The 14,797-nt window shown below is 70.3% G+C and carries 16 protein-coding genes; 5 read left to right on the forward strand and 11 right to left on the reverse strand.

What is annotated here, in order from left to right:
• Nucleotides 1-90: 90 nt before the first annotated feature.
• Nucleotides 91-774 (reverse strand): NBR1-Ig-like domain-containing protein, encoded by a 684-nt coding sequence (locus ACQPYZ_RS26355; RefSeq protein ID WP_433160800.1) that lies wholly within the window; start codon nucleotides 772-774, stop codon nucleotides 91-93.
• Nucleotides 775-881: 107 nt separating this feature from the next.
• On the opposite strand from ACQPYZ_RS26355, the gene ACQPYZ_RS26360 reads away from it, so the two are divergent.
• On the forward strand, nucleotides 882-1,577 hold the full coding sequence (locus tag ACQPYZ_RS26360) for a CHAP domain-containing protein (RefSeq protein WP_433160801.1): 696 nt from the start codon (nucleotides 882-884) through the stop codon (nucleotides 1,575-1,577).
• Nucleotides 1,578-1,616: 39 nt separating this feature from the next.
• On the opposite strand, the gene ACQPYZ_RS26365 is transcribed toward ACQPYZ_RS26360, so the two are convergent.
• Both ACQPYZ_RS26365 and ACQPYZ_RS26370 read right to left on the reverse strand, forming a co-directional pair.
• A complete protein-coding gene (locus ACQPYZ_RS26365; RefSeq protein ID WP_433160803.1) occupies nucleotides 1,617-2,339 on the reverse strand; it encodes an alpha/beta fold hydrolase in 723 nt (240 codons plus the stop codon).
• 28 nt (nucleotides 2,340-2,367) lie between these two features.
• The gene (locus ACQPYZ_RS26370; protein ID WP_433160804.1) at nucleotides 2,368-3,417 is read right to left on the reverse strand and encodes a LacI family DNA-binding transcriptional regulator; all 1,050 of its coding nucleotides are present in this window, start codon (nucleotides 3,415-3,417) and stop codon (nucleotides 2,368-2,370) included.
• A 101-nt stretch (nucleotides 3,418-3,518) separates the two neighbouring features.
• On the opposite strand from ACQPYZ_RS26370, the gene ACQPYZ_RS26375 reads away from it, so the two are divergent.
• Genes ACQPYZ_RS26375 through ACQPYZ_RS26385 form a run of 3 tightly spaced genes read left to right on the forward strand, consistent with a single transcriptional unit; the run spans nucleotide 3,519 to nucleotide 6,690 of the window.
• Nucleotides 3,519-4,475 (forward strand): carbohydrate ABC transporter permease, encoded by a 957-nt coding sequence (locus tag ACQPYZ_RS26375; RefSeq protein WP_433160806.1) that lies wholly within the window; start codon nucleotides 3,519-3,521, stop codon nucleotides 4,473-4,475.
• The gene (locus ACQPYZ_RS26380; protein WP_433160807.1) at nucleotides 4,456-5,373 is read left to right on the forward strand and encodes a carbohydrate ABC transporter permease; all 918 of its coding nucleotides are present in this window, start codon (nucleotides 4,456-4,458) and stop codon (nucleotides 5,371-5,373) included. Before ACQPYZ_RS26375 ends, ACQPYZ_RS26380 begins: the two co-directional genes overlap by 20 nt.
• A gap of 15 nt (nucleotides 5,374-5,388) precedes the next feature.
• Nucleotides 5,389-6,690 carry an ABC transporter substrate-binding protein gene (locus ACQPYZ_RS26385; protein ID WP_433160809.1) on the forward strand — a complete coding sequence of 434 codons (1,302 nt, stop codon included), beginning with the start codon at nucleotides 5,389-5,391 and terminating at the stop codon, nucleotides 6,688-6,690.
• 63 nt (nucleotides 6,691-6,753) lie between these two features.
• Here the strand turns inward: ACQPYZ_RS26385 and egtD are convergent, their stop codons facing one another.
• The 5 genes from egtD to ACQPYZ_RS26410 all read right to left on the reverse strand — a co-directional run bounded on the left by egtD (nucleotide 6,754) and on the right by ACQPYZ_RS26410 (nucleotide 11,794).
• On the reverse strand, nucleotides 6,754-7,719 hold the full coding sequence (gene egtD / locus ACQPYZ_RS26390) for an L-histidine N(alpha)-methyltransferase (RefSeq protein WP_433160811.1): 966 nt from the start codon (nucleotides 7,717-7,719) through the stop codon (nucleotides 6,754-6,756).
• Nucleotides 7,716-8,447, reverse strand: coding sequence for an ergothioneine biosynthesis protein EgtC (gene egtC / locus ACQPYZ_RS26395; protein WP_433160813.1), 732 nt, complete (start codon nucleotides 8,445-8,447; stop codon nucleotides 7,716-7,718). The genes egtD and egtC overlap by 4 nt, the downstream gene beginning before the upstream one ends.
• A gap of 11 nt (nucleotides 8,448-8,458) precedes the next feature.
• Complete coding sequence (gene egtB, locus ACQPYZ_RS26400) at nucleotides 8,459-9,793, reverse strand: ergothioneine biosynthesis protein EgtB (RefSeq protein WP_433160814.1); 1,335 nt, start codon at nucleotides 9,791-9,793, stop codon at nucleotides 8,459-8,461.
• Complete coding sequence (locus ACQPYZ_RS26405; protein ID WP_433160816.1) at nucleotides 9,790-11,010, reverse strand: glutamate-cysteine ligase family protein; 1,221 nt, start codon at nucleotides 11,008-11,010, stop codon at nucleotides 9,790-9,792. Before ACQPYZ_RS26405 ends, egtB begins: the two co-directional genes overlap by 4 nt.
• A gap of 124 nt (nucleotides 11,011-11,134) precedes the next feature.
• On the reverse strand, nucleotides 11,135-11,794 hold the full coding sequence (locus ACQPYZ_RS26410; protein WP_433160817.1) for a (2Fe-2S)-binding protein: 660 nt from the start codon (nucleotides 11,792-11,794) through the stop codon (nucleotides 11,135-11,137).
• A 36-nt stretch (nucleotides 11,795-11,830) separates the two neighbouring features.
• Here ACQPYZ_RS26410 and ACQPYZ_RS26415 point away from each other — a divergent pair, with 36 nt between their 5' ends.
• Nucleotides 11,831-12,460 (forward strand): hypothetical protein, encoded by a 630-nt coding sequence (locus ACQPYZ_RS26415; RefSeq protein WP_433160819.1) that lies wholly within the window; start codon nucleotides 11,831-11,833, stop codon nucleotides 12,458-12,460.
• Here the strand turns inward: ACQPYZ_RS26415 and ACQPYZ_RS26420 are convergent.
• Genes ACQPYZ_RS26420 through folP form a run of 3 tightly spaced genes read right to left on the reverse strand, consistent with a single transcriptional unit; the run spans nucleotide 12,453 to nucleotide 14,731 of the window.
• Complete coding sequence (locus tag ACQPYZ_RS26420; protein ID WP_433160820.1) at nucleotides 12,453-13,133, reverse strand: class III extradiol dioxygenase subunit B-like domain-containing protein; 681 nt, start codon at nucleotides 13,131-13,133, stop codon at nucleotides 12,453-12,455. The genes ACQPYZ_RS26415 and ACQPYZ_RS26420 overlap by 8 nt on opposite strands.
• Nucleotides 13,134-13,856 carry a pyrimidine reductase family protein gene (locus ACQPYZ_RS26425; RefSeq protein ID WP_433160822.1) on the reverse strand — a complete coding sequence of 241 codons (723 nt, stop codon included), beginning with the start codon at nucleotides 13,854-13,856 and terminating at the stop codon, nucleotides 13,134-13,136.
• Complete coding sequence (folP, locus tag ACQPYZ_RS26430; protein WP_433160823.1) at nucleotides 13,856-14,731, reverse strand: dihydropteroate synthase; 876 nt, start codon at nucleotides 14,729-14,731, stop codon at nucleotides 13,856-13,858. The genes ACQPYZ_RS26425 and folP overlap by 1 nt, the downstream gene beginning before the upstream one ends.
• Nucleotides 14,732-14,797: the final 66 nt, after the last annotated feature.

The raw sequence follows: 14,797 nt of genomic DNA on the forward strand, positions 1-14,797 counted from the left end.
ACTCCTGTTGTCCGGGCGGGTTACAGGGCAGCAACGTATTCCGGAACGGGGCGTCCGCAACACCCGTCGAACGAAGGTCAAGGGCAATCCCTAAAGTTCGTAGACGGTGAAGATCGTGCAGTACACCGGCGGCGACTCCAGTCCGGGGTAGTACAACCGCCCGGCGTCGTCGGTGATCTTGAAGTACGCCGTCGACGCGCCGACCTGCGACGGCGCCTGCAACCGCATCGCCACGGTGACGATCTCCCCCGGTACGGCGTCCGGCAGCCGGGCGCGATGCGGTGACCGCAACCATCCCGGCGTACCGGCGGCGCCCTGCCGGGTCAGCCAGCGGTCGCGCCACGGACGTTCACCGCTGTTGCGGAGCTCCCAGGTCTTGTCGAACTCCTGGTCCCGGCACACCCGGGTCCCGTCCGGCACGGTCTCCCCGACCAGCTCGGCGCGGTCCTCCGGGTGGTGGTCGACCGGCACCGATCCGCCGAGCATCACCGGCTGGACGTGCCGGCGCAGGTCCCGCTGGGACACGTCCCGGCCGGCCCGGACCGCCGCGTCCAGCTCCACCAGCTGGTTGACCAGCGCCTGGCCGGCCCCGAACGAGGCGTCGTACCACTCGATCAGCTCGCGGCTCGGCTTGGTGTGGCCGCGCTCGACCCGGGACAGGTGGCCCTTGTCCCAGCCGGACAGGGCGGCCGCGCGCGACAGCGGTACGCCGGCCGCCTCCCGGAGCTCACGCATCCGGCAGCCGATCAGGAAACGCGCCTGCGCTGGTCTCACGGCGGACTCCCGGGTCGATCGTTGCCCACTGCGACAACACCGTAACCCTCTGATTCTCTGTAAGTCAGTGCCAGTTCGCCACTGACTCAGCGAAAAGGACAAACACCATGCGTACCGCCCTCCTGCGCATCACCGCCCGCCTCACCGCCGTCACCCTGCTCGCCGCCGGCGCCCTGGTCGGCGCGGGCACCCTGCCTGCCAGCGCCGCAACCGGCACGGTCGTCACCGACAGCGGGCTCGGCGTGACCATCCGCTCCGGCAACGCGACCACCTTCAGTGCGGTCGGGACCCAGCCGAACGGCCCGGTCGAGATCGACTGCCAGATCTACGGCGAGCCCGTGACCGGCAAGTTCGGCCGCAGCCTGATCTGGGACCACATCCCGGGCAAAGGCTTCATCTCGGACGCCTACGTGAACACCGGCAGCTCCGGCCTGGTCGCGCCGCTGTGCACCAGCAACCCGCGGGCCGACAAGGCCATCGCCTGGTTCGCCGCCCGCAACGGCTCGACCGCCTACCAGGGGTACTGCGAGATGGCGGCCGAGAACTCGTACGGCAAGACCGGGATCTACGCCTCGGCCAAGGCGAACTGGAACGACGCCGTCGCCCGCGGCGCCGCCCACCGCGGCGACCTGAACCCGCCGAAGGGCGCCCTGGTGTTCTGGGACCTCGCCGCCCCCTACGGCCACGTCGGGGTGGCCCGCGGTGACGGCTACTTCTGGGCCACCAGCGTCAACGGCAAGATCGGCCTGGCCAAGCTCCCGTACTTCTCCAGGTACCTCGGCTGGGCCTGGCCGAACTTCTGAGCCGACTGATCGCGAGCACCCGGACGCGCGTTCCGCCCCTCACGCGTCCGGGTGCTCGAGCCGGTCCAGCCAGTCCGCGACCAGCGCCCGATAAAGAGCCGTGCTCCGGACCGGCAGTTCATGTCCTTCCTGGTCGAGTACGACGTACGTCGCGTGCGGGTAGTCGTCGAGGATCGACCAGGCGTCGGCGTACCCGGTGATGGTGTCCCGGCGACCGGTGACGATCAGGGCCGGGCCGTCGAAGCGGGTCGCCGGGTCCTCGCTGAGCGCATACGCGCGCACGTCGGCCTGGATCCGGCCGAGGAACTCGAGATCCGCCTGTGCCTCGGCGACGTCGTAGTACCTGCGCTGCTTCTCGTGCCAGGCAGGCGTCCTGGTGACCTCGTCGGCCGGCAGCGTCCGTCGGGTGCGGTCGACGACGATGCCGGGGACGCGGAGCAGGAGTCCGAGGACGCGGGCCGGGTTGCGTTTGACGATGCCGCGGGCGTGCAGGCCGCCGGCCGACGTACCGGCGAGGGCGAAGCGTCCGGCGCCGACGACCTCGTCGATCAACTCCAGGATGGCTGCGAGCACCCCGTCCTGGTCGGTGATAGCGGGGTCCGCGGGCGACTTGCCGGTGCCGGGTGGGTCGACGTAGATCCGCCGCCAACCGGCGCGGCCTTCGAACACCGGCTCGTGGACGTCTCTGCCTTCGCCGGCGTCCCCGCCCCAGCCGGGCAGGAAGACGATCGGCGTGCCGTCCCCGAACGATTCGTAGTGCACGGCTCGACCATAGGCCGCGCCGTCAGGGTCAGCGCGGCTTTCTCTTCGGAGCAGAATCCGGTGGCCGCTCACCCGAGCCGCGCTGGATCAGGGCGCAGGGAAGCACGATCCGCTGCGGCGGCCGCGGGTCCGCGCCGGAGGCTCGAGCCAGCAGCAGGCGTGCGGCGGACCGGCCGAGCTCGGCGATGTCGGAGGCAACGACCGTCACCGGGGTCGGCAGCATGTCGGCGAGCCGGAAGTCGTCGAACCCGACCACGGCCGGCTCCCGGCCGATCTCGCGCAACGCCCGCAGGACGCCCTCGGTGAGGAAGTTCGTCGACGCGAACACCGCGGTCGGCGGATCGGGCTGCAGCATCAGCTCCAGCGTCGCCTTCTCCGCGGCCTCGGCGTTGCCCTCGGGCAGCTGCACGACCAGCGACTCGTCGACCGCGATCCCCGCGGACCGATGCGCGCGGCGGTACCCGCGCAACCGCCGCCCGGTCGTGTAGTACGACGGGGCCAGCAGGATCGCGATCCGCTCGTGCCCCTGGTCGAGCAGGTGCTCGGTCGCGAGCCGGCCGCCGCCCTCGTTGTCGACCATCACGATGTCGGCGTCGATCCCGTGCGCCGGCCGGTCGACGAACACCACGGGTACGCCGGCACCGGCCAGGAACGAGTGGTCGCCCTGGTCGGGGACGATCATCAACCCGGCGACCTGCCGGCTGACCAGCTCCTGGATCGCCCGCTTCTCCCCTTCCGGATCCTCGTCGACACTGCCGAGGACGACGGCGAACCCCGACTGCCCGGCGACCTCGAGCGACGACTTCGCGATGGTCGCGTAGAACGGGTTGGTCAGGTCGCCGAGCACGAGCGCGAGACTGGACGACTTCTTGCCCGGCCGCAGCGCCCGGGCGACCTCGTTGCGCTGGAAGCCGAGCTCGGCGATCGCGGCCCGGACCCGCTCGGCGGTCTCGTCCCGGACGCCGTGGCCGCCGTTCACCACCCGCGACACCGTGCCGAGCCCCACCCCGGCGCGGCGGGCCACGTCGATCATCGTCGGGCGGCTCGCCTCGGCCTGCCTTGGAAACGTTTCGGTCACGGGGTTGACTTCCTTTTCACGACACGGCATCGTCCAGCCAACAGTAAATCTTGGAAACGTTACCGTCCAGGAGGCCGGATGAATCCTTCGACGAGGCCGGCATGAGCACGGCCGTCCAGGGCGCGCGCCGGCGCCCGCGGCGCAGCCGGGCCGGGATGAGCCGCAACGCGGGGTCCGACGTCAAGGCGGCGTACCTGTTCATCGCGCCGGCGATCATCGGGTTCACCGTCTTCGTGGTGTATCCGCTGATCCGTTCCTTCTACCTGTCGCTGACCCGCTACAACGGCCTGACCGACCCGGTGTTCGTTGGCCTGGGCAACTTCCGCCGGCTGTTCACGGTCGACCCGGCGTTCTGGCCGTCGCTGCGGGCGACCGGGTACCTCGTCCTGCTCTACGTGCCGTTGTCGCTGATCCTCGGCCTGGCGCTGGCGATGTTCTGCAACCAGCGGTTCGCCGGTGTACGGCTGGTCCGGACGCTGGCCTACCTGCCCGTCGTACTGCCGGCGATCGCCACCATCACGCTCTGGAAGTTCATCATGAACCCCCAGGTCGGGCTGCTGAACACGATCCTGGAACGGCTCGGCCTGCCGACCAGTCTGTGGCTGCAGAGCCCGGCGATGTCGATGCCGTCCGTCGTCATCGTGATGCTGTGGGGCGTCGGCGGCACGATGATCATCTTCCTGGCCGCATTGCAGGCGGTCCCGACCGAGCTGTACGAGGCCGCCCGGGTCGACGGCGCCGGGTCGGCCTCGGTGTTCTTCCGGATCACCCTGCCGATGATCAGCCCGATCATGCTGCTGCAGGTGATCCTGCAGACCACCGCGGCCCTGCAGACGTTCAACCAGCCGAAGATCCTCACCAACGGCGGCCCCGGCTTCAGCACCAACGTGCTGATGCTGTCGATCTACAACAACGGCTTCCCGAACCTCGGCCGGATCCCGCAGCTCGGGTACGCGTCCGCGCAGGTGTGGGTGCTGTTCGTCCTGATCATCGCCGTGATCGCCCTGACCGCGAAGTTCACCTCGCTCTGGACCTACAGTGACAACACTCCCGACTGAAGCCGCCGCCCCGGTCGTCCCGGTCACGGAACCACCGGCGCCGCGTCCCCCGAAGAAGCCCCGCCTGGTCGGTACGACGGCGTGGTACGTGACCGCGTTGTTCATCTGCGCGGTGATGGTCGTCCCGCTGCTGTGGATGATCACCATCGGGCTGAAGAGCCGGACCGCGGTCTTCGACATCCCGCCGAAGCTGCTGCCGACCGAGTGGACCTGGAGCAACTTCGTCAACGGTCCGGAGGCCATCCACTTTCCCCGGCTGTTGCTCAACTCCACCATCATCACCGCGCTCAGCGTGCTCGGCGGTGTGCTGACCGCGATGATGGCTGGGTACGCGCTGGCCCGGTTGCGGTTCCCCGGCCGGAAGCTCTGGTTCTACCTGTTCGTCGGCAGCATGCTGCTGCCCGGCGTGGTCGGCCTGATCCCGTTGTTCCAGCTCTACAAGAGCATCGGCTGGTACGACACCTGGCTGCCGCTGATCGTGCCCGCCTTCCTCGGCGGGAACCCGCTGTTCATCTTCCTCGCCCGGCAGTACTTCCTGGCGATCCCGTACTCCATCGACGAGGCCGCCAAGATCGACGGTGCCGGCCACTTCCGGATCTTCACCCAGGTGATGCTGCCGCTGACCCGGCCGGCCTGGATCACGATGGCGATCCTGGCGTTCCAGGCGTCCTGGAACGACTTCCTCAACCCGCTGGTCTACCTGTACTCGTCCGAGAAGTGGCCGCTCTCGGTCGGGATGGCGTCGTTCATCTCCGCCTTCGCCGGGCAGACGCCGGACTGGAGCTACTACATGGCCACCAACCTGCTCTACATGCTGCCGCCGCTGATCGTCTTCTTCGCCGCGCAGCGCTACTTCATCCAGGGTCTCGGCGCTCTCGGCAGCACGAACCAGAAATAGAGAGGGGATGTTCTCGTGAAACAGCTCGTCATCGGCACCGCGCTGGCGTGTGCCGGGTTGCTGACGGCAACCGCCTGCAGCGGGTCCGACTCCGGCGGCGGGTCGGGCGACGGCCCGGTCACCGTGACCGTGATGACCTGGGAGTCGGCGCAGACCAACGCGGCCATCAAGAAGGCGCTCGCCGACTTCAAGGAAGAAGGCATCACCGTCGAGTTGCTCGACACCCCGAGCGGCAACTTCGGCGACAAGCTCGCGTCGCTGACGCAGGCGAAGAAGCTGCCGGACCTGTTCTGGTGCGGCAACGACACCGAGCAGCAGTACACCACGCAGGGTCTGCTGGTCGACTGGACCGAGAAGATCAACGAGGGCGACGGCGACTTCAAGGCCGACAAGTTCGTCCCGTCCGCGATGGAGAACTGGAAGACCGCCGACGGCCAGATGGGCGGCCTGCCGTCGCTGATGAACGCGTACGGCGTCTGGTACAACGCCGACGCGTTCACGGCGGCCGGCGTACCCGTGCCGAAGGCCGGCTGGACGTGGGACGAGATGTACGCCGCCGCCGCGAAGCTGGCGAACAAGAACGGCGCGAAGTACGGCCTGGTCGCCGATCAGCTCACCGGCCCGGACGGACCGTTCACGATGAGCATGTACTCCGTCTCGGCCGGCGGGGCGCCGTTCACCGACAACGTCAACCACCCGACCAAGGCCGAGGCCGACGGCAAGTACACCGAGGGCGTGCAGAAGCTCGTCGACGCGGTCAAGAACGGGTCGGTCTCGCCGCCCGGGTACGACGCCTCGAACGTGCAGTCGCTCTTCGCGGCCGGCAAGGTGCCGATGATGTTCGGCGGGCAGTGGCTGGCGGCCGGGTTCCAGACGGACAAGCCGAAGGTGAAGTACGGCTTCGCGCCGTTCCCGCAGGTGGACACGCCGGTGACGCTGTACGACTCGGTCGGGATCTGCACGCCGCAGTACACCAAGAACCAGGACGCGACGTTCAAGGTGCTGCAGTACATCAACACCAAGGTGTGGGACGCCGTCCTGCCGGCCTCACCGGTGGCGCCGCCGGCCTACACGCCGGCGCAGGCGAGCTACTTCGACGCGCTCACCAAGGCGCAGCAGACGACCGTCGTCGACACGGTCAAGGCCGACCTGGCCGCGGAGAAGACGGTCGGCGTCCGCTTCACCACCCAGTGGGCGCAACAGGTGGGTGACCTGACGACGGCGACGTACCAGCCGATCCTGAGCGGCAAGAAGCCGATCTCCGAACTGCAGACCTACGTCACCAAGATCAACGACCTGATCAAACAGGGCGGCTGACGAACCGCGCGTCCGGCGAGCAGCGCTCGCCGGACGCGCGGGAGTAGGTCAGCCGCAGGTCTCTCAGATTGCTTGCCAGAGGGAGAGGGCGAAGCGGGCTTGGGGGTCGGTCCACCAGGCGGCGTCGGTGAAGTGGGCTCTGGCGAGCTCGGCCTGGACGGTTTGGTGGTGGAACTTGGCGGAGATCTCGGTGCTGAGCTCCTCGCCTTCGGCGAAGTCGACCTCCAGGTGGATCTCCGGGATCAGCACCCGCATCGCGCGGTCGGCGCGCAGGTGCATCTCGATCCACTCGTTCTCGGCGTCCCAGATCGCCACGTGGCTGAACGCGTCCACGTCGAAGTCCGCGCCCAACTGCCGGTTGATCACCCGGAGCACGTTCCGGTTGAACTCCGCGGTGACGCCCGCGCTGTCGTCGTACGCCGCGACCAGGGTCGCCGGATCCTTCACCAGGTCGGTGCCGAGCAGCAACCACTCCCCCGGCTCGAGGACCTCGCGGACCGATGCGTAGAAGATCTCCCGCTCGGCCGGCAGCAGGTTGCCGATGGTGCCGCCGAGGAACGCGACGATCCGCGGCGGATCGCCCGGGAGCTTGTCGAGATGAGCGGTGAAGTCACCGACCACCCCGTGGACCGCGAGCGCCGGGTAGTCGACGTTGATCGCGTCGGCCGCGTCCCGCAGCGCGGACTCAGAGACGTCGAGCGGCACGAACGTCGTCAGCGTGCCGAAGTCGCGCAGCCCGTCGAGCAGCAGCCGGGTCTTCTCCGACGAGCCGGAGCCGAGCTCGACCAGCGTGTGCGCCTTGGTGATCTTCGCGATCTCGCCCGCGCGCGCCTGCAGGATCTCGCGCTCGGCGCGGGTCGGGTAGTACTCCGGCAGGCGGGTGATCTGCTCGAACAGCTCGCTCCCGCGGGCGTCGTAGAACCACTTCGGCGGCAGCCATTTCGGGTCCCCGGTCAGGCCCGCCCGGACGTCCTCCCGCAGCGATCGCGCGGCGTAGTCCGGGGTGAGGTGTACGTCGATCTGGGTCACTGTGGTCCTTCCATCGGCGTGATCCGCAGCGTCGTCGCGGTAGCCACGAGCAGCGAGTAGTCGGGTACTTCGTCCCAGCCGCCGTCACCGAACGGCTCGGAGCTGACGGTGAGCGAGTCCGCGGTCGAGCGGACCCACAACGAGTGCGTCCAGGTGGTCGCGACCAACTGCTCGCCGTCGGTCAGCAGCACGTTGAGCCGCGAGCCCGGCGCTACCGCCTCCACCTCTCGTACGACGGACGCCACCGCGTCGGCCGGGGTTGTCCCGGCACGCAGACGGTGGGCGATGAGCGCGCTGAGCAGCGCGGAGTCGGTCGGTGCGTCGAGGCGCAGCAGGTCGGCCGCCGGGAGTTGCTCAGCCAGCTTCACCGTGGAGTCCGGATAGCCGGTGATCATCCCGTTGTGACTGAAGAACCAGTCGTCCACCATGAACGGTGCAACCGCGGACTCCCCCAGTTGCATCCCGACCGTCCCGTTCCGCACCGCGGCCACCACCGCCCCGGACCGGATGCTCGCCGCCAGCCCGGGGAGGTTGTCGTCCGCCCAGATCGGCACGTTCCGCCGGTACCGCACTGCGGTGCCCTCGGTGTACCAGGCGAGACCGAAGCCGTCGGCGTTGACGGTGCCACCACCGCGCATGTCGTTCGGCGCCCAGCTCTGTTCGTACAACGCATGCGCCGGGTCGAGGACCAGCGAGGCGAGGGTTACCGGTGGGCCCAGGTAGGCCAAGTGACGGCACACTAGGCGAGCTCCTCGGGCCGAGGATCGCGGGCGCAGCGGAAGCCGGCGAAGATCTGCCGGCGGATCGGGTAGTCCCAGTTGCGGAAGGTGCTGCGCGCCACCACCTCGTCGGCGCCGAAGGACCCACCGCGGAGCACCTTGTAGTCGCTCCCGAAGAAGACCAGCGAGTACTCGTCGTACGGGAACGCCCGGAACCCCGGGTACGGCCGGAAGTCGCTCGACGTCCACTCCCACACGTCGCCGATCAACTGCTCGACGCCCAGCGGCGAGGCGCCCGCCGGATACGCCCCGACCGGCGCCGGACCGAGGTGCCGCTGACCGAGGTTCGCGTGCTGGGGACCCGGGCTCTCGTCGCCCCAGGGGAAGCGCCGCGTCCGCCCGGTCGCCGGGTCGAACCGCGCCGCGAACTCCCACTCCTCCTCGGTCGGCAGCCGCTTCCCGGCCCACTTGGCGTACGCCTCCGCCTCGTAGAAGCAAACGTGCATCACCGGCTCGTCCAGCGGCAACCGCTCGCGGTGCCCGAACCGCAGCCGCCACCACTCGCCGTCCGCGAGCTCCCAGAACCGCGGGCCTACCAGCGACGCCTTCCGGACGTGCGCCCACCCGTCCGCGGACCACCACTGCGGATCGTCGTACCCGCCGCTCAGCACGAAGCGCAGGTAGTCGCCGTTGCTGACCGGCACGGTGTCGATCACGTACGGCGCGACCCGTACGGCGTGCGCCGGCCGCTCGTTGTCCAGGGCCCACGGCTCGACCGACGTCCCCATCTCGAAGACGCCACCCGGGACCAGGACCTCCGGCGCGGCCAGGCGCCGGCCCGGCGGTGGCGGTGGCGCGTCGAGCACCGGGACGCCGGCCCGCAACTGGTGGGTCGCCAGCATGGTCTCGTCGTGCTGCTGCTCGTGCTGGACGATCATCCCGAAGGCGAACGCGTTGTCGACCAGCTCCCGCCCGCCGTCGAACCTGACGTGGTCGAGCACGTCGAGCACCTTGTCGCGGACCTCCACGACGTACCTTCGGGTCTCCGACGGACCGAGCAGCGGCAGGGCCGGCCGATCCGCGCGCGGGTGCATGAACGCGTCGTACAACTCGTCGATGTCCTGCCGTAGCGGCTCACGGCCGCCGACGTCGCGGACCAGCCAGAGCTCCTCCTGGTTGCCGACGTGGGCGTAGTCCCAGATCAGCGGGGACATCAGCCGGGAGTGCTGCTTGACCAGGTCGTCGGTGTCGACCGCGTCGGTCAGCTGGACGGTCCGTGCCCGGGACCGCTCGAGCTGCTCGGCGACGTACGCCCGCAGCCCTTCGGCGGACAGTTCGGACAGCTGGTGGGTCATGAGGCTCGCCTTCCGTGGGTGTCGTCGACGATGCGATGCAGCCGGGTCGCGACGCGATCGCTGAGTTCGGGGTCTACGCCGGTCCGGTCCAGGACGTCGGTGCCGAGCTCCACCACCGCCCGCGCGGCCTCGAGGACGAGCTTGTCCTCGAGCCCTTCACGGGCGGCCGGGAACCAGCGCCCGGCCGCGGGCTCGGCGGCCGCGAGCACCTGGTCGAGCGGGCCGGACATCAGCGCGGTGAGCAGCAGGGTCGGGTCGATCCACCCGTCACCGGTCTGCGCGTCGAGGTACCGCACTTCGAGGTACCCGCGCGGCCGGACCGGCGGGAACAGCGTGGACAGGTGGTAGTCGAGGTCGTCGTACGTCGGTCTGTCGCCGGGCAGCGCGCCGTCCGCCCAGGCGCCGAACGTCAGCCCGGCCGGCGCGTCCCAGGAGTCACCGCGGCGGAAGCACAGCACGGGCGCCTCCATCGCCGTCCGGGCCCAGGCGGCGGCCGGGTCGCCGTCGAGCGGCGGTGGCTCGGTGAACGGGGCGCAGGTGCCGAACGTCGCCTCGGTCCGCGCGGACGCCCAGCCGGTGTCCGCGCCGGCGCGCCGGCGGGAGTTGGCGAACAGGCCGACGAGGGCCGGCCCGAGATCGTGCAGCGCGCGCCAGCGGAGCGCGGTCTGGCCGGCTTCGCCGGCGTCGAGGCAGATCTGCAGGCCCGCGGTGCTGCACATCATCCGTGGACCGTGCGGGCCGAGGCGCCGGAAGGCGGCCTCCATGGCGGCGTAGCGGGGCACGGTCAGGATCCGGCGGGGAGTGCGGAAGGCGTCCAGGCCGTGGTCGCCCGGGACGAGGTCCGCGTCGAGAAGGTGGGCGGTCAGCTCGGCCGCGTCGGCGGCGGTGTCGTCGATCAACCGCGGGATCGACGCCGAGGCGGGGCCGGAGATCTCCACCTGGCCACCCGGCTCCACCGTGACCAGTGCACCCCGTCCGAGCGGCAGTTGCGGGCTGCCGCGGACCAGGGTGGCGGGCGCGTGCGCGCCCAGGGCCTTGCGTAGTCGATCGGCGTCGAGCGGCCGCTGCGGGTCGTCCGCATGATGCACCGTCCACTCGAGCTCGACGCCGTGCAGTTGCGGAGGACCGTGCTTGAAACAGACCATCGCGACGAACCCCTCCGCCTCGGCCCGGGAGCCGATCGGAGTCGTCGCCGGAACATCACCGGACGAGGTCACGACTGCGAACCTAGCCTCGGACCTGCGGCCGGACAACCGACAGCGGGTTACCTGCCGGTGACGCCGTACACCTGGAAGAAGTCATGCCGGCCATCGTGCCCGGGCCCACCGACAGTTTTCGGCGTCAGCGGAAACGGGGGCAGGTGCTGCAGGCTTTGATGTTCGGAAGTGCATAGAAATAGCAGCACGAGATCCGGAACTTCTCATCGAGCGACACGTCGAAGGCGGCCGCGGCCTCGTCCGCGTAGGGCGCCTCCACCGGCATCCGGATCGCCTGCCGGAGCTCGTCCTTGACCACACCGAACCGCTGCAACGACCCCAGCTTCACCTCGGGCCGGTACGTCGTCAGAAACGCCCGAGTGTGCTCGTCGAGCTGCTCGGCCGCCTCACCGACCGTCACGACGCGGTCCGTCAGCAGCGCGACCTCCACCGGGTAGTGCGCGGTCGGATGCAGCCGAAAGGCCAGGGAGGAGGCCGACACATCCGGACACCTTCCGGTCACCGCGCCGGTCACGCCCGCCACGATCGAGGGCACCTGGACGTACCACATCAGCGTGATCATGGCCGCGATCTGCGCCGGCGGCTCGACGCCGTACTCACGCCCGTAGTTCTCCCGCAGCGTCCGCCGCCACTCGTACGTCGGATCACCACCGGCCCGCTGACCCGCGACTACGTCCGCGCACGCCACCCACTCCGGCCCGGGCACTCCATCGGCAACCCGCACGTCGACCCACTCCACCGCGTCCTCCACGATGGCGGCCAGGCGACGGGCGTCGTACTCCACCCGGCAAGCCTACGGTCCGCTGGGTAGGGTCGGCGTGTGACGGCTCTGACGCGGTGGCATGTCGGTCCGTGGACCACGCGAGGTAGTGATCCCGGTGTGCCGGGGCGGACCCGGACGCTGGACGAGCTGCACTTCGACGTTGTCGGGCTGGCGCGGATTCTGGGCCGACGGCTGGACGGTCGCGGTGAGCTGCAGGTGCGGCTGTGGCAGAACGAGCTCAGGCCGACGCACACCCGCCAGTGCGGGATTCACACGCTGGCTGACCCGGACGACGCGCGGCTGCTGCGCGAGACGGCTGAGCAGGCGCTCAGCTGGTTGAAGGAGCGAGCGCCCGCGGGGTACGAGTTCGTGCTGACCGATGCGGTCGAGCTGCAGCCCGTGCTGGACCTGGAGGCGGAGGTCGTGGCTGTGGACGCGGTCATCCAGCTGGCGGGCACGCACCTGACCGCAGCCCGTCTGGCGGCGTCGCACGTACGCCAATCGCCCACAACAGGTCAGTGGTACGCCGGAGACGCGGTCTGCAACTGGTCAGGGCCGCACGACACCGCCGACGATGCGGTGGCCGTCGTACAGGAGGCACGGCTGCAGTTGGTCGAGCAGTTGCGGGCGGCCGGCCGAGACGACCTCGCCGGCACCGCTGACCGGTGGCCGCCGGTCCCTAGGTGAAGCTGGCGACGAAGTAGCCCACGCCATAGGGCGCCGCGTGATAAGTCAGCTCACCGGTCAGTCCACTCTCCAGCACGCCCGCCAGCACCTGCCACGGCGCGCGACCCGCGGCCTGCAGCTCGTCAGCCAGGTCAGGATCCAGAGCAGCGAGTACGGCGGCATCCGCCGCACCCAGCGCGGTCGCGACGGTCGTATCGAAGATCTCGGCGCGCGGGTGCAGGTGGACCGGCGAGTGTTCGCTGCGCCGGGCCGAGCCGTCGCCCATTACTAGCAGCCCGATCCGGTCGTTGCCCGCAGCCAGCCCCCGCCCGAGCTCCAGGCAACGCATTGGTGGCGTGTCCGCGGCCACCGACTGGTAGGAACGTGGCAGCTCCGCCACCTTGGTTTGCTCGATCAGCCAGGCGCCCATCGCCAACGACAGCGGCAACACCGGGTCGCCGGTCCCGACCCGCACGCCGGGAGCGCCGTACGCGCCGAAGGATCCGCCGGCTGAGCCGTCGTACTGTTGGCCCGGTCCTGAGCCGACGACGAGCAGGCGGTCGGCCCCGGAGAGATGCTCGATCGCGGCCAGGCACGCCGCCCGCAGGTCGTCCAGCTCCGGCGCCGCGCCGGAGGCGACTTCGGGGACGAGCAACGGCGGATGCGGGCAGACCGCCGCGCTCACGACGGGCACTCACGCCTCCCGCAGGTAGCGGAGGAACACGTACCCGTCGTCGGCCGTCAGCACGGACGTCAGCGTCATCCGCCGGGTCACCGACGTCGGACCGGCCGTGATCCGTCCGGATCCCGGCCCGGCCAGCAGCGGCGCCAGCGTCAGGCACAGCTCGTCGACGAGATCGAGCTCCGTCAGCGACCCGAGCAGGTGCGGACCGCCCTCGCACAGGATCTGCGGCATCCCGCGCTCTCCCAGCTCGTGCACCACGGCCTTCAGATCGACCTCGGTCGTCCCCAGCACGAGCACCTCGGCCACCTCGGCGAGCGCCTCGCGCCGTTCATGCGGTGACGCGGAGTGCGTGACCACGATCGGCCGGACCGCCGACTGGAAGATCGGGTTCACCGGGCTCAGCTCGAGCCGGGAGGACACCACGACGAGGGTGGGGTTCTCCGGCAGCCCTGACGCCCGGCGCCACTCGCGGCTCGCCGCCGACAGCCGCAGCGGGTTGTAGCCCTCGTCCCGGATCGTGCCGGCACCGACCATGACCACGTCGGCGAGCATCCGGATCCGGCTGAACAGCCGGCTGTCCGACTCACTGGACAACGCCTTCGACTGCCCGTCGATCTCGACCGCGCCGTCCAGGCTGCTGACGAAGTTCGCCCGCAGGTGCGGCGCCGACCGGTCGCTCGGCTCGTAGGCCGCGGCCAGGTCCGCGTCCGTGAGGTCTTCCAGGCGGCGCATCAGGCGAGGCTCCTTCGGGTTCCGGCGGGCTGACGGGTGCCGCGCAGTACGGCGACCAGGTCGAGCGCCTGGCGGGCCGCGGGTACGTCGTGAACGCGGAACACCCGGGCTCCGAGCCAGGCCGACACCGTGAGCGCGGCCAGCGTCCCGTTGCCGCGCCGGCCGGGTGGGAGCTCGAGCGTCTCGCCGATGAAGTCCTTGTTCGACACTGCCACCAGGACCGGCCAGCCGGTGGCGGCCAGCTCGTCCAGACGGCGGGTCAGTTCAAGGGACTGCAGGGTGTTCTTGCCGAAATCGTGGGTCGGGTCGACCAGGATCCCGTCCGGCCGGACTCCGGCGGCGACCGCGCGGTCGGCGAGGGCGGTCGTCGTACGGATGACGTCGGCGACCACGTCGTCGTACGCCATCCGGTGCGGGTCGGTGCGCGGCGAGAGCCCGCCGACGTGGCTGCAGACCAGCCCGGTGCCGAACTCGGCGGCCGCGGCGGCCACCTCGGGGTCGGCGCCCGCCCACGTGTCGTTGATCAGGTCGGCGCCGGCCTCGGCCACCCGGCGGGCGACGCCGGAGCGGTACGTGTCCACGCTGATCACCAGGTCCGGGTGCCGGGCACGGATACCGGCCACGAAGTCCACGGTCCGGCGGAGCTCCTCGTCCTCGCTGACGGGCTCGCCGTACCCGGCCTTGACGCCGCCGATGTCGACCAGGTCCGCGCCCTCGGCGACCGCCTGGTCGATCGCCTGGTACGCCGCGTCGGTCGCGAAGGTCGCGCCCCGGTCGTAGAAGGAGTCGGGGGTCCGGTTGACGATCGCCATCAGCGCGAACTCACCCTCGGCGAACGACCGGCTGCCCAGTCGCAGCACCCCGCGCTCTCCCATGTGGTCGACTCTAACCGGGCACCCGATCCGGTCCGGCGGGTGACCTCCACTGCCCATTCGGCCACA

This window comes from Kribbella sp. CA-247076, from assembly GCF_050942445.1.
In the GTDB taxonomy this organism is placed as follows: domain Bacteria; phylum Actinomycetota; class Actinomycetes; order Propionibacteriales; family Kribbellaceae; genus Kribbella.